This window comes from Hyphomicrobium sp. LHD-15, assembly GCF_031157355.1.
Classification (GTDB): Bacteria; Pseudomonadota; Alphaproteobacteria; order Rhizobiales; family Hyphomicrobiaceae; genus Hyphomicrobium_C.
Genome location: NZ_JAVIFT010000001.1, coordinates 677,106 through 699,662 on the forward strand (window position 1 = coordinate 677,106; position 22,557 = coordinate 699,662).

Below are 22,557 nucleotides of genomic sequence, written 5' to 3' on the forward strand. Positions count from 1 at the left end.
CTTCAAGGCGGAATGAATTGCTCGGCTCCGGCGGCTGGCTCAAGGCGGCCCGTCGAGACGTCGGGCGTCGCATTGATTGCACACTTTGTCACGACTGACGACGCCTATCGAGGCGCGGATCGTCTTAGTGATAACGATCGCGTTAAGGCGGCAATCTCGATCTTCGGGTTGTTGTCCGAACACTGCGCTAAGCCGCACCGGGCTCGGCAAGCGAGGCGACCAAGCCTTGCCGCATACAGAAATAGACAAGCTCGATGTCGGAGCGGACGCGGAGCTTGGATTTTATTTCGTAATGGTAGTTTGCCACGGTCTTCGGACTGAGGTTGAAGGCCGAGGCTATTTCGTCGGTTGATTTGGCGTTCAGGATCATGCGGAGGATTTCGAACTCCCGTGGCGAAAGCTCGTCCACGGCCGACACCTCATCACATAGTCTGCTCGTGGCGATGGCCTGGTTGATCTCGGCACAAAGCGCCGGCCTGCCGACGAAGACGTCACGGATCGCGCTGACCAGAATCTCGGGCGGGCTGCTTTTCGTGACATAGCCTCGCGCACCGGCGCGAAACGCCTGCTGTGCATAGGTCGCGCTCGCGTGCATCGTAAAAATGAGAACGCGGGCAGTCGCGTCGAATTGGCGTATCTGCCGCACGAGGTCGATGCCTCCGCGTCCCGGCATCGAGATATCGACGACGACGACATCGGGATTGGATTTCTTGAAAGCTTCATACCCCGATGCTGCGCCGTCAGCCTCGGCGACGACGTCAATACCGGGATGCTTCTCGATCAGCCTGCGATAGCCCTCCCGGACAACCGCATGATCATCGACCAACAGAACTCGGATGGCCATGGCCTTCAGGCTCCTCGCTGCAACGTCGGAAATTCCACCTGAAGCCGGAAACCGCCGCTAGGAAGCGGACCGGCGGTGAACTTTCCGCTCAGCGCGACGACCCGCTCCCGCATGCCGATCAGGCCCGAGCCGGCGGGGATCGGAGACCTCTCCGTGGCGGCCGGCCCGACACCGTCATCGATGACCGCAAGCCTGATCCGCTCCTGATCGGTATCGGCATGCTGGCTGAGCATGACTTTAACATTGCGGGCGTTTGCATGCTTGGAGGTATTGGTCAGCGCCTCCTGCACGATCCTGTAAACGTGGGCGCTGGTCTCGGCGCGAAGCTGCTCCAACTCGCCTGTGGCTTCGATCGAATAGCTGGTGCGCCCGCGCGCGCTTTCGTTGTGCTGTTCGACGAGAGCCTTCAAGCTCGGAAGCAAACCCAGGTCATCGATTTCCTGCGGGCGTAGATAAGTGAGCGTGCGACGCAGCGATATCATCAAACCGGACGCCATTTTCTCAAGCTCTCGGACCTCGCCGACGAGCCCGGGCGCATCGGACTGCGCACTCGTTCGGACGCATGCCGCAAGCGCGTTCAGGGCAGCAAGTTTCTGGGCGATCTCGTCGTGCAGCTCGCGGGCAATGTGACGCCGCTCCTGCTCCTGCGTATCGACGAGGCGGCGCGCAAGCTCGGTACGCTCAGACGTCGCGTTGGCCAGCTCCGCGGAGAGCGCGTTGAAGACTTCGCTGATGCGATTGAGTTCGGTCAAACGAAACGCAGGCAGGCGGCACGCGAGATCACCGAGCGCCAAGCGGTTCAAGCCCGAAAGAATATCCTTTGCCGGCAGAAGCGCGCGATCGACGACAAGATATGTGACCATGCACAGCGTCGCGACCAGGGCCGCCGACAGACCGAGAAGCGGTGCAACGGTCGCCCACGCTTGCCCGGCGGTCGCAACCGGATCGTAGGCCGCCACGACGGCGCCTTGGTATACGCCGCGATGCGAGATGAGTTTCACGGCCGTCAGATTGTCATTGATGAACGACCGATAGCCTTCGAAGAACCAGCGAGGCGCGCTGCTCGACTGCGCCTCGACGCCGGCGCAACTCGACCGCTGGAGGGTCGCATCGGCCCCCCGATACTCAATGCACTGGCCAGGCCGCAGCGAGTAGCTCGTCACGAGATCCCAGTCCGGAAAGCGCTTGGGGATGTCGGTCGCTCTTTCGATGCGCAAGAGCTGCAGATCGAGCTGGCGGCCAGCCAATTCCGCGAGCTCGACGTTCTGTCGTCTGGCATCGCGTGCGGTGACGTAAAGCGCAATCGCCGAACCAGCGAGGAAGCACGCGAGCGCAACCAGCGTGATCCGTCTCACCAGCAGCCATTTCAGGTCCATACCGCACCTCACCCGATACTTTTCTTCAGGCTAGTGGGCACGCCCCTAACTGTGAAGGGGCGCAGCCAATGCTCAGGAAATTTGCCCAAAGATCCTCAGGCGATCCGCTCTGTCGAGCGGATCGCGGCCTTCCTAGGCTTCGCTCGAATGGTTGGGCACCGGGAGACAGGCGGAATGCAGGGGATTGGAGAAGCCCGTTTTTTGCGTCCTTCGGCTCATGCGCGCAGGGCGTGGCTGAGCCAATCTTGGACGGAAGCCCTGCTCTTCGCGTTCGTCGTGATCACGGTCGCTGCTTGCGTGACGCTCCTTGGTCTTCGGCTGCAGAAGCTGAACGAGGGGAACGGAGCCAACGCGCCAGGCCACATGGACGACGTAAGCGGGCCGCCCCGCGCCTTCCTCTCCGACGCCTTCTTTTCCGACCTCGTGGGGAGCCGCTGCCTAGGACAGCCTGATCGCCCGTAGTTCCCCTGCCCAGGCGCTCAGCACAAGGCCGGGCGGCGGGTCTCGCACACACCATCACCAACCTGAAAAGAAAAAGGAGCTAAGCATGCTTAAAGGTTTGATCGCTGCCGCGCTGATCACATTGGCCGGCTCCGCGTTCGCAGGAGACACCGCCCACGACGCCAAAGAGTTGAGACCCGGCGATGTGAGCTTCGAAGACAACCCGGCGTTTCCGAAAGGCGCGCAAACCGTGGTCGTCTACGGCGATCCGTCGAAGCCCGGGCTCTTCATTCTCCGCGCGAAGTTCCCTCCCAATTACGTCGTGCCACCGCACACTCATCCGGTTTTTGAATCGGTGACTGTGATGACCGGTTCGATGGGAAGCGGAATGGGAAAGACCGTCGACAAGTCGACGGGCAAAATGCTCGAAGCAGGATCATTGCTCCTGCTGCCGGCGAACCATGCGCATTACGTGTGGACTGGGGATGAGGAGACGATCATTCAGGTCGCGGCCATCGGGCCGTTCGATCTCATCTACGTCAATCCGGAAGATGACCCGCGCAAAAAGTAGTGCGCGCATTTTACGGGCTCTCGGCCCACTCTTCCAATCGCTTCGGCCCGCTGCCGCGAGGTGGCGGGTCTGCGCTCACTTGGCGGAGCCGCAAGCGTGTCACGACGCAAAAAAGGACGGCACAGCTGCCGTCCTTTTTCGTAACCCCTGTCGCTTTACCGCTTCCAAAGCGCGCCTACGACGAAGGCAACGCCTGCCGCGATCGCGAGGGCTTCGAGTGGCTTTTCTTGCGTATACTTGGTGAGCCTGTCACGGTTTTCAGCGATGAACCGCTCGGGGTTCTCGTACGCATCCTTCGCGATGGTCGTGACGCGGTCAGCAGCCTCGGAGGCATATTCCTTCGCCGCTTCGGTTGCCTGTTCCGTGTAACCGGCAACCCGCCCCGCCTGCTCGGATACGTTTTCGATAGGCTGTCTGCTTGACTGGACCATTGGTATCTCCCGGGTGTGTTCTTCTGACAAACGCGGGATGGTCGAATTCTGTTCCTGCAGCAGCGGGCGAAGTTGCGGTGTGAACGTTCAACCTCACCCAGAAACGCGAGCCATGATCTGCGCTACTCCTCGGAGAAAGCCGCCGCAAGACAGCCACCCGCGCCCTCACCCCACCAATCAGATGGGAAGTTGCGGTCATTGTTTATGAAAGAACCCGCACGGCGGCCCGCCGACACCTAGGCCGCAGCGAAGCGGCGTTCTTTCAACAATTTCAATGGTGTGAGATCGAGAGAGAGGATTGGTGGAGGGGGCTGGATTCGAACCAGCGTAGGCGAAGCCAACGGATTTACAGTCCGTCCCCTTTAGCCACTCGGGCACCCCTCCGTGACCAATCCTGAATGCCCAGCACCCGAGCCTTCGGCGTTTGCCGCAGCGCGAACAGGCATTTCAAACAAAATCGCCCCGCGCTCGCCGAGCGGCAGGGCAATGCCCGTCCTTATGGTAATCCGGCCTCGTTATGTCAATTGGAAAAGCACGCGAAAACCCGTATGGCTTCGAGCACGCACGAGGGCAGTCCTCGAACGGGAGCACGACACCAGATGAACGACCGCCCGGCGGGCAAAAAAGGTCCGAAAAATCGCGGCTTTGGCGGACCCAAGGGCGGGTTCAGGGGGCGCCCCCAGACGGGCCGGGCCCAGACTGGCCGTGCGCCGTCCGCGGGGCGGGCACAGGTCGACGACGGGATCGTGCGGCTTTTCGGCAGCCACGCAGTCGAAGCGGCTCTTAACAACCCACGCCGCAGGGTGTTTCGGCTGCTCGCGACCGAGAACGCAGAGCGGCGACTGGCCGACGTCATCGCGGCCAAGGGCGTGATCATCGACCGCGCCACGCCGGGCGACCTCGACCACCTGCTCGGCACGGACACCGTCCATCAGGGCCTGCTGCTCGAAGCCGAGCCGCTGCCGGAACCTTCCCTCGATGAACTCGTAGACCGGGCTCGCGAATGGGGGCCTGTCGTTCTGCTCGATCATGTCACCGACCCGCACAACGCGGGCGCGGTTTTGCGATCGGCAGCAGCGTTCGGATCCGCCGGCCTCATCATGACGCGGCGGCACAGCCCGCCGCTCAACGGCGTGCTCGCCAAGGCCGCATCGGGCGCGCTCGACATCGTGCCGGTGCTGCCGGTCCAGAACCTCGCCAAGACGATGCTAGAACTCAAGGAGCGCGGCTTCCGCCTGATCGGGCTCGAGGGCACGTCCACCACCCGTCTCGAGGACGAGGCGTTCGGCGACTTGACCGCGTTGGTGCTCGGCGCGGAGGGAAAGGGCTTGCGCGAACTCACGGCGCAAACGTGCGACAGCCTCGTCTCGATCACGACGGCAGGTGCGCTCGCGAGCCTCAACGTCTCCAATGCCGCGGCGGTGGCTCTGCATTGGGCCGCACTGGCCCGGCGCAAAAAATGAGAGGCGGCCTCGGGTCGAGACCGCCTCCTCGTATGTCAAAAGCGCGCGCTTCTCTGCGTCAGTCGCAGTAGGTCGGCCGCCAGCAGGTCCAGCGACCGCCGCGACAGACGGTGTCGCCCCAGCTGTTGGTGAAGCAGCGGCGTCCGCGCCAACCGCACTCCTCGGGGCCCGGGTAGCACTCGCCCGAAGAGCGGTAGTAGTGGCGATCATAGTCACGGTCGCGCGCGTGGCCGTATGCGCCCAGCAATCCGAGGCCGATGATGCCGGCGGCAACGCCAGCTGCCACGCGGCCACCACGGCCGGCTTCAGCAGGCTGGATCGACGACGCCGTCACGCCAACCATCAGAGCGACCGCCATCAAGGCATTCATAAATTTCTTGATCATGGGTCTTTTCCCAAACCTAGTCTCAAACGTGGAATTCGTTCGCCTGGCTTCGACAACGCGCCCAAGCGAGAAAAAGTTCATGTGAGCAGAAAAACATGTGCTCGATGAATGGGGCATGAACGGGGAGTTTCGGTGCCCAAAACATGCAAAAGGCCGTCTCGACGACGGCCTTCGCTAGAATTCTTCGATGTGACCGATGTGTCCGCCGTCGGATCTCTGAAACCCGAAGCGATCATGGCGCGAGGCGACAGGATGCGTCGGCTTACCAGTGGCGACGATAGCCGCGTTCGTAGCCGTAGCGATGCCATTTGCGCTGCTTGTACACGGGGCGAGGATAGCCCCAAGCTTGGTAGTAAGGTGGCAGCTTGGCAAACGGACGGCAGCAGGCCTGGCGATAGCGCAGCTCCTGGGTCGGGCGCCAATATCCCGAGTTGTAGTAGGGATAGTAGCGGCGCGGCGACGCGTAGTACGCGTGGCGATCCGGCTCGAAATCGGAGCGGTAGTGGCGGTGATAGAACTGATAGTTGCTGTAGTACCCGCCGTTATGATGATGACGGCGATGTCCAGCTTCGGCGGCCGCCGGAATGAGGGCCAAGCCGAGAGCGGCTACAAATAGGGCAAGGACCCTAGAATGCATGACGGACTCCTGGGGGTCGGACTGAGCAGATTTCGCCATCACCTTAAATCAAAACGCATAATATTGCTTTAACTCATCCTTCGACGTCGACCAAGTTGCGGTAACATCCGTTTCAACGGCCCGCCGTAACGAGCGCGGCCGATCGTCAGCCCACTTCTGTTCGGCAACACGGTAACCAAACGGTTAGCGACGCCTTTTCATCGGTTTCAAATACGCACATTGGTGGGGTCTCGTGTGGTGGGATCCTCGGTGCATCCCGATGTGTTTCGCGGTGCGCGCTGACGATGTTCATGCCTTCGATGTTTTCTCTTGCCGGTCAGGACCCAGCGCGCAGGTCTCCCGGCCGACCCGGCCTCCTCGACGTACCGCGCCGCCGCCAGCAAGTGCTGACGACCACCGCGCTCTCCGTTGCGCTTGCCGCGGTCTATCTCGTGCTCACCACGCCGACCTACACATCGTGGTCCCGCCTCTATGTCGGCCCAAGCCAGACCCCGGCCGCGGGCGAAGCCGTGCGCGCAGATCCGGCGCTATCCAACAGCGAAGCGGCCATCGTGGGTTCGGATGCGATGCTGCGCCGGGTGGTCGAGGTTCTGAGCCTTTATGACGATCCGGAATTCGGCGACACCGGTGCTTTGTCGGGATTGCGATCGTACTTCCCGGGACGCGCGAGCCCCGACAAAAAGGCGCTCGCGACGGAACGGCTCGCAAGGCAGGTCGAGATCGCACGGGCCGGCAACACCTACATCCTCGACGTTGGCGTCACCTCGCGATCGCCCGCCAAAGCCGCGCAAATCAACGACACGCTGGTCAGCCTCTATCTCGCCGAGCAGATCAACGCGCGTGCCGACACGGATCGGCGCGCCAGCAACCTGATCGACAGCCGGCTCGGCGCGTTGAGAGATCAAGTGCAACAGGCCGAAGAGCGGATCGAGACGTTCAAGACGCGCAACCAAATCCCGAGTTCGGACGGGCGCATCGCCGACGAGCAGCAGATCGCCAGGCTCAACGACGAACTCGCCACCGCACGTGCCAAAACCGCCGACGCGCGTGCGCGGAGCGATGCCGCCCGCTTCACGCTCACATCCGATGCCGGCCTCCAAAGCCTACCCGAGATCTTGCGCTCTCCGACCATCGAACGCCTTCGCACGCACCTCGCCGAAGCCAACGAGCGGGCAAACTCGCTTGCCGTAAACCTCGGGCCTCGCCATCCGGCCTTGCTGGACGCCCGCGCGCAACGCAACGCCATCCGCGCGCGGATCGACGCCGAACTACGGCGCATCGAACACGCGCTCGCGTCGGAGCAAGATGTCGCCGCGCGCCGCGAGCAGGAGCTTCAAGGGCTCATCGAGACCCGTACGGCCGATGTTTCTCGTGTCGTGACGGCTCAGATCGAGCTTCGCAAACTGGAACAGGACGCCGCGACCAGCCGCGAAGCGCTGAGCGCTTACCTGACGCGAGCCAAAGAGGCGCGCGAAGAGGCGCAGATCGCAGTGCCCTCAGCGCGCGTCGTCTCGGACGCGACACCGCCTACCAAAGCGAGCTGGCCGAATGCGTGGCTGGTGCTCTCGCTCGGCTTTTTTGGCGGGGCGGCCCTGGGCGGCCTCCGCGCGTTTGCCGGCGCGCGGCTCGATACCACGGTGAGGCCGGCCTATGGCGCGACGGCGATCGGCCAGCTGCCGTTGTTCCCGGTTCCGAAATTCCGCAGCAAAGTCCGTTCGCAGCTTTCATCGTCCCGCCGGTCTCTCTCGCTCCGCAGCCGCCCGGGGGGCGCCGCGATCGGGCGCATTCTGGATGCCGTCGCCACACCGGACGGGGCCAATGAAGCCCATTATCGCCAGAGCATCCTGCAACTGCTGGGCTCGTTCGAGCCCGATCGTCATGTGAGCTATCCGACGGCCATCATGCTGCTCGGTGCCGACAGGCGCGCCAGCCCCTCTCCTATCTCGCTTGCGCTCGCGCACGCGGCTGCTCTCAGGGGCGAGCGCGTGCTGCTCGTCGATGCCTGCTCCGCAAGCCCCGTTCTATCGCCGGTGCTTGCCCCCGAGCGAACCGAAGGCTGGCCGGCGCTTCTTGCCGAACCCGCAGCATTGGCCGCCCACACCGCCGGGCCCGAGGATTTCGGATTTTCCCTGCTTGCGCTGGCCAGGGCCGATCTCGGCCTGCTCAAGCGCGGCGAGCGCCGCCAGCTCGCGGCCAATCTGGCCGCGGCCTCGCTCGACTACGACCTCGTTGTCATCGATGGCGGCGTGCTGACCACGGATGAATCGGCCTCCGCCCTGCTGCCGCTCATCGACAAAATTCTGATCGTTGCGCGCAACGGCAAGACGCAGCAGGCAAACCTCGATCACACACTGCATTTGCTGGCGCCCTACCGCGGCAAAGTTGGGGGCGTCGTGCTGGCAGGTGCCGTCTCGCGAAGCTGAGCAAAGTGCGCTGTGCTAACTGTTTCCATGCATGTGCATGCCTCGCACAACCCGGCCGTAAACTCGGAATTAGAGAAAACCTCGTAGGGTTCGGGATTGAACCCCGCGTCCTCCCCTGGAGGGCGCCGCCGACGTTCGCCCTCGCTCAGGTCATGGATCTGCCGAGACAAGCGGACCTGTTTCCAATTTCATGCGAGGCTCTCCTATGACTGTGCTTGTGACAGGCGGCGCCGGATATATCGGCAGCCACATGGTGCTGGCACTGCTCGATGCCGGAGAAAAGGTCGTCGTCGTCGACAACCTCTCGACGGGCTTCCGCTCCGCCGTTCGCGCCCCCGCCGTGCTCGTCGAAGGCAATGTCGGAGACCAGGCGCTCGTCACCCGTGTCGTGGAAGAGCACCGGCCCCGCTGCATCATCCATTTCGCCGGATCGATCGTGGTGCCGGATTCGGTCGCGGATCCGCTCGGCTATTATCTGAACAACACGTCGAACTCGCGCTCGCTGATCGAGGTTGCGGTCAAGACCGGCGTCAAGTCCTTCATCTTTTCGTCGACGGCGGCGGTCTACGGCAATCCGAAGCAAATCCCGGTCAAGGAGGATGCCGAGCTCAAGCCGGTGTCGCCCTACGGCACCTCGAAGCTGATGACCGAGCTGATGCTCGCCGACACCGCATTCGCGCACGATTTCCGCTATGTGGCACTGCGCTATTTCAACGTGGCCGGCGCCGATCCCGAGGGCCGTACCGGCCAATCGACGCCGCGCGCGACCCACCTGATCAAGGTGGCGTGCGAGACCGCGCTCGGCAAGCGCCCGTCGATGGACGTATTCGGCACGGACTACCCGACGACTGACGGAACCTGCGTCCGCGACTACATCCACGTCAGCGACCTCGCGGCGGCGCACATGGCCGCGCTCAAGTATCTCGATGGTGGCGGCAAGTCGGACATCTTCAACTGCGGGTATTCGTCGGGCTACTCGGTTCTGGAAGTCATCGAGGCGGTGAAGCGCGCCTCCGGCGGCCCGTTCCCGGTCAAGCTCGGGCCGCGGCGGCCGGGCGACGCGGAAGCCATCGTGGCGGACTCGGCCAAAATCCGCAGCCGCCTTGGCTGGGAGCCGCGCCTTGCGGACCTCGACAAGATCGTGGCCCATGCGCTGGCCTGGGAACGGTCGCTCAAGGCCTAAACCCACCCATCGGCGGGGAGCCCGTGTTTCGGGCGCGGCCGACCGTGGCATGAAGACCCTTTTTCCGCGGGCGGGAGTTCGCTAAAAGGGGGCGCACTGCTTCGCGCCGGCTCGGTTCGCACCTGCCCGGGACGACGCATTCGACGTTCGCCGCCTTAGCTCAGTTGGTAGAGCACCTGATTTGTAATCAGGGGGTCGGGAGTTCAAGTCTCTCAGGCGGCACCAAGACTTACATCATTCACATCATTCAGATGCGTGCGCTGGCAATTGCCGATTAACGGCGATAGCAGCCGGCCTCCGCGGCTCATCGGCCTTCCCGGCGGCTCTCAGATTTGCACGGCCGTCGACCGTCTGTTTGACTTTGCTCAAACTCCACCCCCGGCCTCCGGTTGCATACTTGCGGTTCGATTTACCCAAGGAGTCGAGCCGGCTATGGCCCTACCCCCAAGATGCAATGCCTGTCCGGTGCGTGAGGCGTCGCTCTGCGGCTCGCTCGGCGAAGATGCGGCCCATGCGCTCTCGCGCGTCATGCACCGGATGCGAGTTCCGGCCGGGCGGGTGATCTATGGAGCGGCCGAGCGGGCGGATACCTTCGCCATCCTGATCTCGGGCGTCGTCAAGCTCGTGATCACGAAGCCGGATGGGCGCCAGCAGATCGTCGGCCTTCAGTTTCCGTCCGACTTCGTCGGGCGGCCGTTTCTCGATGGCTCGAACCTTTCGGCGGAAGCGGCGACGACACTCGAGCTTTGCTGCTGTTCGGGGCGTGCCTTCGAAAACGTGATGCGCGAGCATCCGATCATCGAACGGGTGCTGCTCAAGCGCATCGCTGCCGATCTCGACAGCGCGCGCAACTGGGCGTTCCTGCTCGGGCGCACGACGGCCCAGGAGAAGGTAGCGAGCCTGCTCCATCTCATCGCCGAACGGATGGCGCGAAGCGTCGTGCGCGGCGACAGGGAGCGGCCGTGCGCGCTCGGGCTTTCGCTGCCGCTGTCGCGCATGGAGATGGCCGAGTGCCTCGGGCTGCGCCTCGAGACCGTTTGCCGCCAGATGACGCAACTCAAATCCCGCGGCGTGATCTCGACCATGGGCCGGCGCGCCTTCGACGTGCTCGACATGGAGAAGCTGCGGAATTGCGCGGCGAACGCGACGGCGATGACCGTCGAGGAGTGCGTTTAGGAAATTGGGGAAGTTGCGGCGGTTCCGAGATAATCGCGAGGGCGCGTTGCAAGCCTCAGTTCGGCGCAGGCCCGAAGCCGAACGTCAGGCGCAGTCCGGTGCGGACATCCCACAGGTCGTCATCCTGAACGTGCGATTCATATCCGCCCGCCGATGAATTGCTCGACAGGTGCGCGGTCGGCACCTTCGAGAAGTAATCCGCCTCGGCGAAACCTTCGATGTTGGACGTGGGCGAGAGCTTGTACTTCAAGCCGACGCCGAGCAAGCCGCGGAACCCGAAGCCGGAGTCGCCGTCGGATACGCTTGCGGCAAATCCGTCGGGGTCCAGATCTGAGCTCGACCGGAACTTCCCATCAGCGTCGTAGCCGTAGATGCCCGCTCCGAGCCGCCCGACGAGGGCGAGCTGCGGCGTCAGCCAGCGCTCGGGCTCGACCGAGAGCGAAATGCCGTAAAGCCACGCGTCGATCTTGCCGCTGCGCTGCAGCTCGCAGCACGCCGATACGGCGGTGTGGGTCTCTTCTTCGAGATTACGAACGAACGGTGCGAGCGACCAGGTCACCGTCGTGGTCGGGTTGACGGCCTGATCGTGCTCGAGGCGCGCGCCGAATTCCCAGCTCTCGCGTTCGACCTTGGTCTTGGCGGACAGGCCGTCGGTGACAAGGATCGTGCCGTCGACCGTTTTCAGGGTCAGATCTGCTGCGGGTGGAGACGTGTCGCTCCGGCTGTCGTCAGCCTTGCCGTAGAGCAGGAAGAATTCAACGCGATGGAACTTGTCGAGGTAGGGCGTGCCGGTGTCGAAGCCGACCGTGCCGCCCGCGAAGAAGCCATCATCCGGCGAGACGAGCACATCCTGCTCGGGGCCACCGCCGATCACGACGATGCCGTGGCCGGTCACGTCCGGGCCGTCCTGGTGCAGGTAGCCACCCTCGAACGAGAGGTAGCGGCCGTTAGGACCGACCGGAGCCTTGCCCATATCGGCAAGCGGCGCTTGCGAAAATGCAATCAGCCCGGTGGCTGCGATCATCGCAAAGCGAACGCGACGGCCCGTCATCCTATCCCCCAGCGGCTATTATATTTTGCGCGCATCAATTCTCACGCGCGCCCGCCCATCTGAACGCTTCTCACGAGAACACGCAGACGGCGGATCGCTCTCCGCAATGGGCGATTCTTAAGTGATTCGCGACCCCCGCGCCCGCGAATCACAACAGGAATTTCAAAAAATTCTATGTGTATTCGCTGCGTTACAAACGAAAGCGGAGGCCTTTCGGCCTCCGCTAGAATCGCAATCACGCTGTCTACTCTAAATGACGAAAAAGTCAGTGTGATCGATGGCAGACGCAGCCCCACCGGAGAAGCCGTTCAGGGTTGCGAACTGAACCTTGGCACCGGCTCCGTTACCGTCGGCGTCGTAGTAGAGGGCGCCGGTATCGGTTTCGAAGATGATGCGCTGATTGGCGTTCGACGCATTTCCGCTGGTGTTGGCCACGAACGCCGCCGCCGACAGGGCACCCGCCGAGAGCGTCGTGAAGATCGACCGGTCGAGATAGATCAGATCCTGGCCACCCGACGGGTTGGCATCGAAATCGTGGATCGTGTCGACGTTGGTGGCGCCGTTCAGCGGTGCGCTGAACACGAAGATGTCGTTGCCCGAACCACCGGTCAGCGCATCGTTGCCGCCATTGCCGATCAGGATGTCGTTGCCGCCACCCGCGTTGATGTTGGTGCCGCTGCTGTTGCCGATGAAGATCTCGGCATCGTTGCCGCCGGTCATCGTGTTGGAGTCGTAGGTGACGGTGACCGTCGCGGTGCGGTTGGCCGCACCGTCGCTCAAGTTGTAGACGAAAGAGCCGCCCTCGTTGCCGCTATCGGTCAAGGTGACCTTGCTGGCCGTTAGGGACACGTTGGACAGCCCGCTGGTGCTGTTGATCGCGGTGATGTCGATGCTGCTGCCTTCCGGATCGCTGTCGTTGAGCAGGAGTGCCCATTTCGGGATGTCGAACGCAGTGCCCGGCGTGACGTTGGTGATGACGATATCGTTGGTCGCAACCGGCGCGTCGTTCACGGCCGTAATGCCGATGGTGACCGACGTGCTGTGCGTTAGCGAACCGCCGGCGCCGTTGTCGCCGGTGTCATCGACGAACAACGTGAGCGTGGCATTTGCCGGCGGCGTGTTGCTGTCGATGATGTAGTTGATGGTTCCGCCCGCGCCGAAGCCGGTGTCGATCCCTCCGAGCAGGTTGTTGATCTCGGTCTGGCTGCCGGTAATCGTGACCGTCGACGTTCCGCTGCCGCTGACGGACGCGCCGCTGTTGCCTGCGCTCACGGTGAGAACGCCTGCGGTGACCGACAGCCGGACAAGGATGTTGTCGTTGCCCGCGTCCACGTCGAACACCGAAAGACCGGTGCCGTGCAGGGCAAGGTTCACCTGCTCGGTCGCCGCGTAGCTCGATGCGGTGATGGTCGCGACCGGTGCGTCGTTCACGGATGTGAGATCGAGCACCACGGTATCGGTATCGCTCAATGCGCCGCCGGCACCACTTCCGCCGCCGTCGTTCGAGGTGACGGTGAGCGTCACGTCGGCCGTTGCGTTGGCGAGCGGGGTGAAGGTGACGCCCTGTGCGGACGTTGCGAGGAAGGTGTTGATTGCCGCTAGTGTGCCGGTCAGCGTCAACGCGCTGGAGGTGCCGCCAACGGTTACGCCTGCAGTCGAAGCGGCCGCCAGCGAGCCGCTTCCGGTGGGGATCGACAGCGTGACCGTCAGGTTCGATGCACCGATATCGGCGTCAGTGAACGATATGCCGGTGAGCTTGGTCGGCGTGTCCTCTGCGACAGCGATTGACGACGGCACGGTGTTGATCGGGGCGTCGTTCGCGTGCTGAACCGTGATCGCGAGTGAAGCCGTCGACGCATCTCCGTCCCGATCGACGATCGTGTAGGCGAACGCGCCGGTGACGTCGCTGACCAGGCCTTTCGGCGCGGTGAAATGCCAGGCACCGGTCGCGAAGTTGAAGGTGAGCTTGCCGCCGATCTCGGTCGTAACGTTGCTCAGGAGAGACCCGGCAATCGGCGCCCCACCCGCACTCGAGGTGATCTGGGCACCGTTGTAGGAGTAGGTGGCGCCATTGATCTCAATCGACGTGATCCGGCCTGCGCCGTCGGCGCCAAAGCCATCGTTGCCAAGGACGTTTCCGGAGACGTCTCCGCCGCCGACGACACCGATCAACGTGCTGATCAAGTCGCTGAAGCTGCCGACGCTGATCGGCGAGCCGGAGCCATCCACATCGACATCCTGCAGGCGCTCGGTGATGATGCCGTCGCCGATGCCGATGGTGGTGACGTTGACCGGGTTCACGCCGTTGACGAACGCGTTCCAGGCCGTCGCCGTGGCGCTGTTCAACGAGCTTCCTCCCGCTCCGGTCTGCTCGTTGGGATTGCCGTCGCTCAGGAAGAAGACCTGATTGCTCCAGCCGGCCAACGGCGTGTAAACGGCCATCGTGGTCTGAATACCGTCGGTGAAATCGGTGCCACCGTCGAACGGACGCCAGCCGCCGGCCGCCGGATTGAGCGCGTCGATCTGGGCATTGAAGGCTGCAAGACTCGTCAACGGACCGTAGGAGGCCGAAGAGGACGAGAATGCAACGAGGCGAATGGAAACATCGCCGCTCGTGCCGTTGAACAGCGCCTCGCCGGCCGCCTTGACGGCCGTCAGCATCTGGTTTAGCTCGCCGTTGTTGATACTGCCGCTGAAATCAAGGACGAAGGCGCAGTTGAAGTTCTGGCCGTCGCCTTCGACAACGGTAGCCTTATCGTTCGCCGCGACCGGTACGTCATCAATCACCGTGATCGATGCGTTGAGCGGAACATTGGTGTCGCCCACGGGGCCGCCGCTGTCCGTGACGCTCACGCGGCCATTGAGGTTGATCGCGATGGCGTTCTCGCTCGCCCCCGACGGATGATCCACAGGCGCCAACAGCGTGAAGGTGTAAGCGCCGGTCGCGGCGTTGGTGAGCGCAAGCTCGAACACCTTGGTGTCACCGGCTCCGAACGAACCGTTACCGCCGTCACCGTTGGTGTAGCCGACCAGATTGCCGCCATCGTTCGCGAAGTAGACTTGGCGGCCGCCCGAGGTCAACGCACCGTTTGCAATGGTTTGAACGGCGGGGTTTCCGGACAGCGCCGCAATCGCGAAGCTCAAGGCACCATCAACGCCGCTCTGGACCAACGGGCCGAAACTGCCCTGATGCACGTTCGTCGTCAGAGCGAGGTTGCCGCCCGCATCGGCATCCAGATCGGGCGGGCCGGACGTCTCGTCCTCGATGCCGCCCGGGAGGCCATGTTCTTCCTCGACAAGCCCCGTGACCGCGCCGGAAATCACCAGCGGCTGGTTGACGTTGACGACCTGGATGGTGTGCGTCTGGACGGCACTGTCGCCGTCGCCGTCGACCACCGTTGCACGGATGTTCACCGAGGCCGTCGCACCCACAGACGAAGGCGTGAAGGTCCAGGTGCCGTTGCCGCCGGCATCGGGCGCGGAGACCGTGAGCGTACCGGCTGAGGTGACGATGGTTTCGCCGTCGGCGAGCTGGCCGGACGTGATGGTCTGCTGACCGGCGCCGTCAACGTCGATCACGAGCTGTCCAGCCGAAATCCAATCGGCGCCCGCCGCGAACTGATAGGTGCCATCAATGGCAGCGCCGTTCTCGTTGACACTGCTCGGACCGGTGATGGTGACCGTCGGCGTATCGTCGTCGACATCGATCGAGAGGGTGCCGTCCACCGAATCTCCGTCATTGTCGGTGACACGATAGGTGATGGTGAAGCCCTGATTGTTTTCGTCGTTGCCGGGGGCGTGCTGGATGGCTGCGTGCTGGGTGACCGTATAGGCGCCCGTCGCCGGGTCGAGCGTCACGCTCAACACCGTCACGGTGCCCTGCCGCACCAAAAGGTCAGATCCCGAAGAGACGTAGGTAAAGCCCGACGGCGCACCGCTGGTCAGCAGCGCAATTGAACCGCCGTCCGTGCCGAAATCGTGGGCGAGCACACCTGTCGTGTTGGCGCTGTTGACGTCGTCGCCTACTCCACCAGAGTTGCCATGGGCGATGGTATCGTCATCGAGCTGGACGAGCGCATTCTTGCCCGCGGTCGGCGCATCGTCTCGGAACGAAAGCGAATGACCGATATTGACGCTCGCGGATGCGGCGTCTCCGTCGCTGTCGGTTACGGTTGCGACGATCGAAATGAGCCCTGGCGCAAGCGACACCGCCTGGTCCGGTCCCGCATCCGGCGTGTGAAGGATCGCGCGCTGCTGGTTGAGCGTCACGGTTCCGGCGGCATCGACTGTAAGCCTGAACGACACGTCACCAGCCACGCTGCCGACGCGGCCGACCACGCTTCCGTTTTCGACAAAGAGCAGAATGCTGTCGCCGGTGGCCGAGTCGTCGAGGCCGGAGTCCACGCCAGTGGCGCTAACAGCGAGGGCGTAGGTGATCGCGCCCGCTTGATCATTGCCAAAGGTGGTCGTGAACAGCGAGGCAAAGCTCGCAGAGTCGTCGATCGACAGGGTCGTTTCGTCGACGACAAGAACGCCGGCGGCCGCAGCGCTCGCGCTAATTGCCGGAGCGTCATCGCAGAAGATCGAAGACGTGCCGATGTCGAGCGAGGCGGTCGCGGAATCGCCGTCGGAATCGGTGATCGTCGCCGTCAGCGCCACGACGTTCGGCGCGATCGAAGCGGTCTCGTCGGGGCCAGTGTTGGGCTCGTGCGCGATGGCGCGGATCTGATCGAGCGTAACGTTTCCGGCGGAATCGACGCTCAGCCGGAACGCGACCGCACCGTTGCTGCCGCCCACAAGGCCGACGACGCTGCCGCCGTCCATGTAGAGCAGGATGGGCTGGCCGGAGACCGAGTCGGTCAGGCCCGAGTCGGCGCCTGCCGCCGAGAGGCTCAATGCGTAAGACGTTCCGGCGCCGTTGGAGCCGTCGGCGCCGTACTGGCCGGTAAAGCTGCTTGCGAAATTGGCGGATGCGTTGGTGCCGAGATCGGTCTCGTCGACGATCAGGCTCGAGCCGGGGCCGGTGACACGGATCTGGGGAACGTCATCGACGACGCCGACATCGAGCGAAGCGGTCGCGGAGCTGCCGTCCTTGTCGGTGAGGACAACGGCGAATTTCTCGAAGAGTGTGTTCTCGCCGGCGCCCGCGTCGTGCTTTTCGGCGCCGTTCAACGTGTAGGTGTAGGTCACCACGCCGGTTGCGGCGTCGAAGCTCGTGATCTTCAGCGTGTTGCCGAGTGGGGTGGTGATCGTCGCAGCGGTGAACACACCGTTGGTGATTACGGCCTTTCCGCCGACCGTGAGATCGTCGAGCCCATCGGGCGTGGAGATCTTGAAGTTTCCGGTTCCAGTCAGCTGTTCCTTGCTGGTGTCGGTGCCAGCCGGAAGGTCGTCCTCGTCCACGAGCAGGTCGCCGCCCTGCGCAGCCGGCTTCAAATCCGAAATCGTCACGCCGTCGTCGGCACCGCGGATGGTGATGGTAATGACCTGGGACGCGGTACCGCCGTGGCCGTCGTCAACGGTGACGCGGTACTGCTGGACGCGGACGTCTTTCGGGCCGAGCGGGTCGAGCACGCTGTCGGGGACGCTGAACGTCCAGCCGATGGAATCCGTGCCCTGGTCGACCGAGCCGATGGCCAGGGTACCGATGTAATTGTTCCCAAGTGGGACAACCTTGGCGGTGTGCGTATCGAGTGTGTCAACATCGGCGAAGGTCACCGCCCCCGTTTTGACGTGGGTGGTCGCATTTTCGCCCTGAGCGCCGTCCGCCACTTCGCAAACCGTGGCGGCCTGCACGGCCGACGTGATCACCGGTGCGTCGTTGGTGCCGACGATCTTGATCGTTACCTGGGTTGTAATGACGTTGTTGGCGCCGTCGCGGATCGAGACGTTGTAGACCTGAACCAGCGTCTCGCCGGCCTGGAGATGGTCAATGGCGCCGTCCGGGAGCTTGAATGTCCAGGAGAAAGAGTCCGACTTCTGATTGACCGCACCCAGTGAGAACGAGCCGACATAACCGTTTCCGACCGGCGCGAACGATACCGAGTGCTTATCCTGGACGCTGTCCTTGAACTTTATGACCGCCGAGCGGGAGTGGACGTAAGTGTTTTCCTGCGCGTGGTTGTCCTTGAGCTCCGTGATGCTGGCGCACTGCGGTTGCGTGGTGAAGACCGGAACGACCGCTCCGCACAGCTCCGTAAATGAGAGAACTTTGATCTTCTTGATTTTCTTTGCCACGACCGGCTCCACATCCAAAAAATGGGCACTCCCGGACCGAAAAGCAAAAACGGTGCCAGCGAACAATCAGCGGCAATTTCAAATTTAATTAGAAATATCGATAAAATTTTATACCTTTTTATTTCTCCCCAATTGGGCCGTTAATTCAGAATTAAAATGCAAATAAATATTTTATCAACTCGATCGAACGTTGGTTTTTTTAGTTCCCATCGGCCTTGACGCGCGTCGGACGCTGTTGAGGTCGGTCCGCTCGGCATCTCTCAGCCCTGAGCCGCCGCGGCGGCCGACCCAGTTAGCGGTGGACACAGTTAGCGGTGGACAGGCCCTGCCTGTTGCGATTGGATCCGGCGCCTATCCTCACGCTCGGACGACCGATGACCTCTTCACCGCCTCGCGGCCTGCTTCCGCCCCCGATCATTGCGCACGCAGGCCCGCTTCTCGAAAACTACGACGTTCTCTTCTGCGATGTTTGGGGCGTCGTGCACGACGGCGTGCGCGCCTACCCGGGCGCGACCGACGCGCTGTTGCGCTTCCGGGCACGCGGGGGAACCGTGGTGCTAGTGACGAATGCGCCGGTTCCGAAATTCCGCGTCGAGGCGATGCTGGAAGCCCGCCACGTTCCGCCCGACGCCTATGACGCCATCGTCTCCTCAGGCGAGATCGCGCTCGCGCACCTTTCCGAGCAAGCCTACGCCCGCGTGCATCTGATCGGGCCACGCGGCCGCGACGGAGCCTTCTTCGAGAGGGTGACGGCTGCCAACGTTGCGGTGGCTGACGCGGAGGCGGTGGTCTGTACCGGCCTCGTCGATGACGTCAACGAGACCGTCGAGACCTATAAGCCGCTGCTCGAAGAGGCTCGCGCGCGCGACTTGCCGTTCGTCTGCGCCAATCCCGACCTCGTGGTCGACGTGGGCGGGCGCCTGTTCCTCTGCGCGGGTGCGCTGGCCGATGCCTACGTTCACATGGGCGGCACCGTATTCTGGGCGGGGAAGCCCCACGCGAGCGCCTATCGGACTGCGAAGGCTGCGGCAGAGCAGATCCGCGACGCCGAGGTTCGCTCCGATCGGATCCTCGTCATCGGAGACGCCGTTCGGACCGACCTCGCCGGTGCACAGGGAGCCGGGCTCGATGCTCTCTTCATCGCCGGCGGCATTCACAGGCACGAGACAATTTCTGGAGACAAGCTCGAGCCGGAAAAACTCGCCCGGCTGTTTCCGGCCGGAACGCCAGGCGCGCTCGCGGCCATGCCGGCGCTCGCCTGGTAGGCGCGATCAGGCGTAAAGGCGATCAAGCCCGATCATCGATCGCGCCTCGTTGCCGCTCAGATCTTGTGAGCCATCCGGCGCCGCTTGGTTTCGAGATAATGCTCATTGTGGACACTGGGACGGACGATGACCGGAATCCGGTCGACGATGTCGATCCCCGCCTCCTCGAGCGCTTCGACCTTGGTCGGGTTGTTCGTCATGAGACGAATTTTCGAAAAACCCAGGTCGAGTAGAATCTCGGCCGCCAGCTCATATTCCCGCGCGTCGATCGGGGCGCCGATCTCGATGTTGGCATCGACGGTGTCGAGGCCCTGGTCCTGTAGCGCGTAGGCTTTGATCTTGTTGAAGAGGCCGATACCCCTTCCCTCCTGATAGGGCAGGTAGATCAGAACGCCGTTAGGCACGGTCGTGATCCGCCGCAACGCGGCCTCGAGCTGGGCGTGGCAATCGCAGCGAAGCGAATGGAAGATATCGCCGGTCACGCAGCCGGAATGCACGCGAACCAGCGGGATCTCTCCGGCCTCGTCGTCTTTGCCGCGGTTGATAAGGGCCATGGCCTGCACGTGCTCCTCGCGGCCCTGATAGGCGCGGGCTTCGAGCACAATCTCCACGCCGTCGAGCTCGATCGGCAGCTGTGTGCGAGCCGATCGATCGATGTCGAGCTTTCTTGCTTGGACGCCGCTTGCCGGCATCGGGCACTCCTCAAGTCTGGTTCCGGCTGTTCGCTGGGTTGGCGGCGACGCGTCCGATCGGCAGCAGGTGGACATGTTGTAGCACATCACCCTTTTCACAAGATGCGAATTGGACGCGGGGCGTGCTGCCCGTATACCATGGGAGCATCCCTAACGGACAGAGCGGCTTTTCGATGAGAATCTGTATTCTTCTCTTTACCTTCGTCGTTAGCCTTGCATCGCTCCCTGCCCAATCCACACCTTCGCCCCGCCCCCTTCCGACGGGCGCCGCCGAAGCCGAGATCGAAGCCAAGATCTCCGCCCTAATCGGCAAAATGACGCTCGAAGAAAAGATCGGGCAGCTCAATTTCCCGTCCTATGCCTTTCCACGCGAACCACAGATCGAGGCCGTCACCAAGGGGCGGATCGGAGCTATGCTGAACGTGGCCAATTTGGACCACGTGCGCGTGTTCGAGGAGGCCGTCCAGGCCTCGCGGCTCAAGATCCCGATGATCTTCGCGATCGACGCCATCTACGCCTTCCACATCGCCTTCCCCGTGCCGATCGCCTGGGCCGCAACCTGGGAGCCCGAACTGGCCGAGCGCGCCGCCGAGGCGATTGCCCGCGAGACGGCCCAAATTGGCGTCAACCTTACCTTCGCCCCGATGATCGACATCTCGCGCGACCCCAGATGGGGCCGCGTGATGGAAGGAGGCGGAGAAGATGCCTATCTCGGCGCCGCCTTCTCGGCTGCACGCGTGCGCGGCTACCGCAAGGGCGGGCTCGCGACATCGGCCAAGCATTTCGTCGGATACGGCGCGCCGGAGGGCGGGCGCGACTATAACGGCGCGCAGATCTCGATGTCGGAACTCTTCGACCGCTACATTCCGCCGTTCCAGGCCGCGATCGATGCCGGCACCGAAACGGTGATGGCGTCGTTCAATACCGTCAACGGCGTGCCGGTCACCGCGAACCGCCCGCTGATCACCGACGTGCTCAAGACGCGACTGGGCTTTGACGGGCTCGTGATGTCGGATTTCGCGGCGATCATGGAGCTCAAGAACCATGGTGTTGCCGGCGACCTCGCCCAGGCCGCCGAGAAGGCGCTTCACGCCGGTATCGACTACGACATGGAGAGCAAGGCTTACGACCAGCATCTCGAAGACAGCGTGAAGGCCGGACGTGTGCCGGTGGCCGAGATCGACGCCGCCGTCAGGCGCGTGCTGCGCGTCAAATACCGAATGGGCCTGTTCGAGGATACGCCGGGCGGTCAGCGCAAGCGGCCGCCGCCGCTCGACGAAGCAAGCGTCCGCAAGACGGCACGCGACGTTGCGCGAGAGAGCTTCGTGCTCGTAAAAAACAACGGCGCGACGCTGCCCATCGGCCCGCAATCCGGGACCGTTGCGCTGATCGGCGCCGCGGCACTCTCGGTCAACGATCACTCGTGGTACGGGCCAGCCGGCCTTGAGAAACCGCGCACCGAAACGCTTCACGATGCGCTCAAGGCCCGCCTCGAAAGCAAGCAGACTTTTCTGTTTGCGCCCGCCTTCGCGGACGCCTGCGGGCTTTCGTTCGAGGACAAGAGCAAGGCGGTCGAGACGGCGCGGGCCGCCGATCTCATCGTCTTCATCGTGTCCGAAGACTGCGCGGTTTCGGGCGAAGGCGCCTCGCGCGTCGATCTCGGTCTTTCGGGCGTGCAGGGTGAAATGCTCGATGCCCTCGCTGAGGTCGGCAAGCCGATCGCGCTCGTGGTCGAGACCGGGCGGCCCCTGGTGCTGACCGACGCCTCGGAAAAGGTCGCCTCCGTCCTGATCGCCTGGCATCCGGGCACCGAAGGGCGGACCGCGCTCGCCGAGGTGCTGACCGGTGAATTCGCGCCATCCGGAAAACTGCCGATGACGTTTCCGCGCTCGGTCGGGCAGATCCCACTCTCCTATAACGAACTGCCGACCAGCCGGCCTTCGACCGGCGATCGCTACACGACCGGCTACGTGGACGAGAAGCCGACGCCGCTCTATCCGTTCGGGCACGGCCTCAGCTACACCAGCTTCAGTTATTCCGGTCTCGCGGTCGGCAAACCGCTGTTGACGCGCGACGGCACGATCGACATTCGCGTCGACGTCACCAACACCGGATCGCGAAGCGGCCAGGAAGTGGTTCAGCTCTACACGCGTCAGCTCGTCGCGGCACGGTCGCGTCCGTTGCGGGAACTCAAGGGCTTCCAGAAGATCAAGCTCGCGCCGGGCAAGAAAAAAACGGTGCGGTTCACGCTCAAGGCGTCCGATCTCGCCTATCACGACGACACCGGCGAGCCCGTGATCGAGCCGGGCAAGTTCGACGTGTTCGTCGGCGGCAGCTCTGCGGCCGACCTCAAAAGCGAATTCAGAATCGTGGCCGAATAAA

The 22,557-nt window shown here is 63.3% G+C and carries 16 protein-coding genes and 2 tRNA genes; 9 read left to right on the forward strand and 9 right to left on the reverse strand.

The window, feature by feature from the left end; all coding sequences use genetic code 11:
• Positions 1-187: 187 nt before the first annotated feature.
• Together RCO24_RS03125 and RCO24_RS03130 are read right to left on the reverse strand one after the other, a co-directional pair.
• Positions 188-844, reverse strand: coding sequence for a response regulator transcription factor (locus tag RCO24_RS03125; protein ID WP_308959940.1), 657 nt, complete (start codon positions 842-844; stop codon positions 188-190).
• A gap of 5 nt (positions 845-849) precedes the next feature.
• Positions 850-2,220, reverse strand: coding sequence for a histidine kinase (locus tag RCO24_RS03130; protein ID WP_308959941.1), 1,371 nt, complete (start codon positions 2,218-2,220; stop codon positions 850-852).
• Between the two features lie 174 nt (positions 2,221-2,394).
• On the opposite strand from RCO24_RS03130, the gene RCO24_RS03135 reads away from it, so the two are divergent.
• Both RCO24_RS03135 and RCO24_RS03140 read left to right on the forward strand, forming a co-directional pair.
• A complete protein-coding gene (locus RCO24_RS03135; RefSeq protein ID WP_308959942.1) occupies positions 2,395-2,682 on the forward strand; it encodes a hypothetical protein in 288 nt (95 codons plus the stop codon).
• Positions 2,683-2,767: 85 nt separating this feature from the next.
• Complete coding sequence (locus RCO24_RS03140; RefSeq protein WP_308959943.1) at positions 2,768-3,232, forward strand: cupin domain-containing protein; 465 nt, start codon at positions 2,768-2,770, stop codon at positions 3,230-3,232.
• A gap of 155 nt (positions 3,233-3,387) precedes the next feature.
• On the opposite strand, the gene RCO24_RS03145 is transcribed toward RCO24_RS03140, so the two are convergent.
• Together RCO24_RS03145 and RCO24_RS03150 are read right to left on the reverse strand one after the other, a co-directional pair.
• Positions 3,388-3,663 carry a DUF883 C-terminal domain-containing protein gene (locus RCO24_RS03145; RefSeq protein ID WP_308959944.1) on the reverse strand — a complete coding sequence of 92 codons (276 nt, stop codon included), beginning with the start codon at positions 3,661-3,663 and terminating at the stop codon, positions 3,388-3,390.
• 299 nt (positions 3,664-3,962) lie between these two features.
• Positions 3,963-4,047: transfer RNA gene (locus RCO24_RS03150), tRNA-Tyr, on the reverse strand.
• 215 nt (positions 4,048-4,262) lie between these two features.
• Here RCO24_RS03150 and rlmB point away from each other — a divergent pair.
• Positions 4,263-5,126 carry a 23S rRNA (guanosine(2251)-2'-O)-methyltransferase RlmB gene (gene rlmB, locus RCO24_RS03155; RefSeq protein ID WP_308959945.1) on the forward strand — a complete coding sequence of 288 codons (864 nt, stop codon included), beginning with the start codon at positions 4,263-4,265 and terminating at the stop codon, positions 5,124-5,126.
• A 58-nt stretch (positions 5,127-5,184) separates the two neighbouring features.
• Here the strand turns inward: rlmB and RCO24_RS03160 are convergent, their stop codons facing one another.
• Both RCO24_RS03160 and RCO24_RS03165 read right to left on the reverse strand, forming a co-directional pair.
• Entirely contained in the window at positions 5,185-5,511 is a 327-nt protein-coding gene (locus RCO24_RS03160; RefSeq protein WP_308959946.1) for a hypothetical protein, read from the reverse strand.
• A gap of 262 nt (positions 5,512-5,773) precedes the next feature.
• Positions 5,774-6,148 carry a hypothetical protein gene (locus tag RCO24_RS03165; RefSeq protein WP_308959947.1) on the reverse strand — a complete coding sequence of 125 codons (375 nt, stop codon included), beginning with the start codon at positions 6,146-6,148 and terminating at the stop codon, positions 5,774-5,776.
• 290 nt (positions 6,149-6,438) lie between these two features.
• Here RCO24_RS03165 and RCO24_RS03170 point away from each other — a divergent pair, with 290 nt between their 5' ends.
• The 4 genes from RCO24_RS03170 (at position 6,439) to RCO24_RS03185 (ending at position 10,930) form a co-directional block, all read left to right on the forward strand.
• Positions 6,439-8,571 carry an exopolysaccharide transport family protein gene (locus tag RCO24_RS03170; RefSeq protein ID WP_308959948.1) on the forward strand — a complete coding sequence of 711 codons (2,133 nt, stop codon included), beginning with the start codon at positions 6,439-6,441 and terminating at the stop codon, positions 8,569-8,571.
• A gap of 205 nt (positions 8,572-8,776) precedes the next feature.
• The gene (gene galE / locus RCO24_RS03175) at positions 8,777-9,754 is read left to right on the forward strand and encodes a UDP-glucose 4-epimerase GalE (RefSeq protein WP_308959949.1); all 978 of its coding nucleotides are present in this window, start codon (positions 8,777-8,779) and stop codon (positions 9,752-9,754) included.
• Between the two features lie 149 nt (positions 9,755-9,903).
• Positions 9,904-9,979, forward strand: a tRNA-Thr gene (locus RCO24_RS03180).
• Positions 9,980-10,186: 207 nt separating this feature from the next.
• Positions 10,187-10,930 (forward strand): Crp/Fnr family transcriptional regulator, encoded by a 744-nt coding sequence (locus RCO24_RS03185; RefSeq protein ID WP_308959950.1) that lies wholly within the window; start codon positions 10,187-10,189, stop codon positions 10,928-10,930.
• A gap of 55 nt (positions 10,931-10,985) precedes the next feature.
• On the opposite strand, the gene RCO24_RS03190 is transcribed toward RCO24_RS03185, so the two are convergent.
• Entirely contained in the window at positions 10,986-11,981 is a 996-nt protein-coding gene (locus RCO24_RS03190; protein WP_308959951.1) for a hypothetical protein, read from the reverse strand.
• A gap of 249 nt (positions 11,982-12,230) precedes the next feature.
• Positions 12,231-18,218 (reverse strand): DUF5801 repeats-in-toxin domain-containing protein, encoded by a 5,988-nt coding sequence (locus RCO24_RS03195; protein ID WP_308959952.1) that lies wholly within the window; start codon positions 18,216-18,218, stop codon positions 12,231-12,233.
• A gap of 374 nt (positions 18,219-18,592) precedes the next feature.
• On the opposite strand from RCO24_RS03195, the gene RCO24_RS03200 reads away from it, so the two are divergent.
• Positions 18,593-19,483 (forward strand): TIGR01459 family HAD-type hydrolase, encoded by an 891-nt coding sequence (locus RCO24_RS03200; protein ID WP_308959953.1) that lies wholly within the window; start codon positions 18,593-18,595, stop codon positions 19,481-19,483.
• 56 nt (positions 19,484-19,539) lie between these two features.
• On the opposite strand, the gene ribA is transcribed toward RCO24_RS03200, so the two are convergent.
• Positions 19,540-20,175: a GTP cyclohydrolase II gene (gene ribA / locus RCO24_RS03205; protein WP_308959954.1), complete on the reverse strand. Its 636-nt coding sequence runs from the start codon at positions 20,173-20,175 to the stop codon at positions 19,540-19,542.
• 173 nt (positions 20,176-20,348) lie between these two features.
• On the opposite strand from ribA, the gene RCO24_RS03210 reads away from it, so the two are divergent.
• A complete protein-coding gene (locus RCO24_RS03210) occupies positions 20,349-22,556 on the forward strand; it encodes a glycoside hydrolase family 3 N-terminal domain-containing protein (RefSeq protein WP_308959955.1) in 2,208 nt (735 codons plus the stop codon).
• Position 22,557 lies beyond the last annotated feature (1 nt).

Coding starts and splice junctions, on each gene's coding strand:
- RCO24_RS03125 (WP_308959940.1), bottom strand. CDS start 844: ATGGCCATCCGAGTTCTGTTGGTCGATGATCATGCGGTTGTCCGGGAG.
- RCO24_RS03130 (WP_308959941.1), bottom strand. CDS start 2,220: ATGGACCTGAAATGGCTGCTGGTGAGACGGATCACGCTGGTTGCGCTC.
- RCO24_RS03135 (WP_308959942.1), top strand. CDS start 2,395: ATGCAGGGGATTGGAGAAGCCCGTTTTTTGCGTCCTTCGGCTCATGCG.
- RCO24_RS03140 (WP_308959943.1), top strand. CDS start 2,768: ATGCTTAAAGGTTTGATCGCTGCCGCGCTGATCACATTGGCCGGCTCC.
- RCO24_RS03145 (WP_308959944.1), bottom strand. CDS start 3,663: ATGGTCCAGTCAAGCAGACAGCCTATCGAAAACGTATCCGAGCAGGCG.
- rlmB (WP_308959945.1), top strand. CDS start 4,263: ATGAACGACCGCCCGGCGGGCAAAAAAGGTCCGAAAAATCGCGGCTTT.
- RCO24_RS03160 (WP_308959946.1), bottom strand. CDS start 5,511: ATGATCAAGAAATTTATGAATGCCTTGATGGCGGTCGCTCTGATGGTT.
- RCO24_RS03165 (WP_308959947.1), bottom strand. CDS start 6,148: ATGCATTCTAGGGTCCTTGCCCTATTTGTAGCCGCTCTCGGCTTGGCC.
- RCO24_RS03170 (WP_308959948.1), top strand. CDS start 6,439: ATGCCTTCGATGTTTTCTCTTGCCGGTCAGGACCCAGCGCGCAGGTCT.
- galE (WP_308959949.1), top strand. CDS start 8,777: ATGACTGTGCTTGTGACAGGCGGCGCCGGATATATCGGCAGCCACATG.
- RCO24_RS03185 (WP_308959950.1), top strand. CDS start 10,187: ATGGCCCTACCCCCAAGATGCAATGCCTGTCCGGTGCGTGAGGCGTCG.
- RCO24_RS03190 (WP_308959951.1), bottom strand. CDS start 11,981: ATGACGGGCCGTCGCGTTCGCTTTGCGATGATCGCAGCCACCGGGCTG.
- RCO24_RS03200 (WP_308959953.1), top strand. CDS start 18,593: ATGACCTCTTCACCGCCTCGCGGCCTGCTTCCGCCCCCGATCATTGCG.
- ribA (WP_308959954.1), bottom strand. CDS start 20,175: ATGCCGGCAAGCGGCGTCCAAGCAAGAAAGCTCGACATCGATCGATCG.
- RCO24_RS03210 (WP_308959955.1), top strand. CDS start 20,349: ATGAGAATCTGTATTCTTCTCTTTACCTTCGTCGTTAGCCTTGCATCG.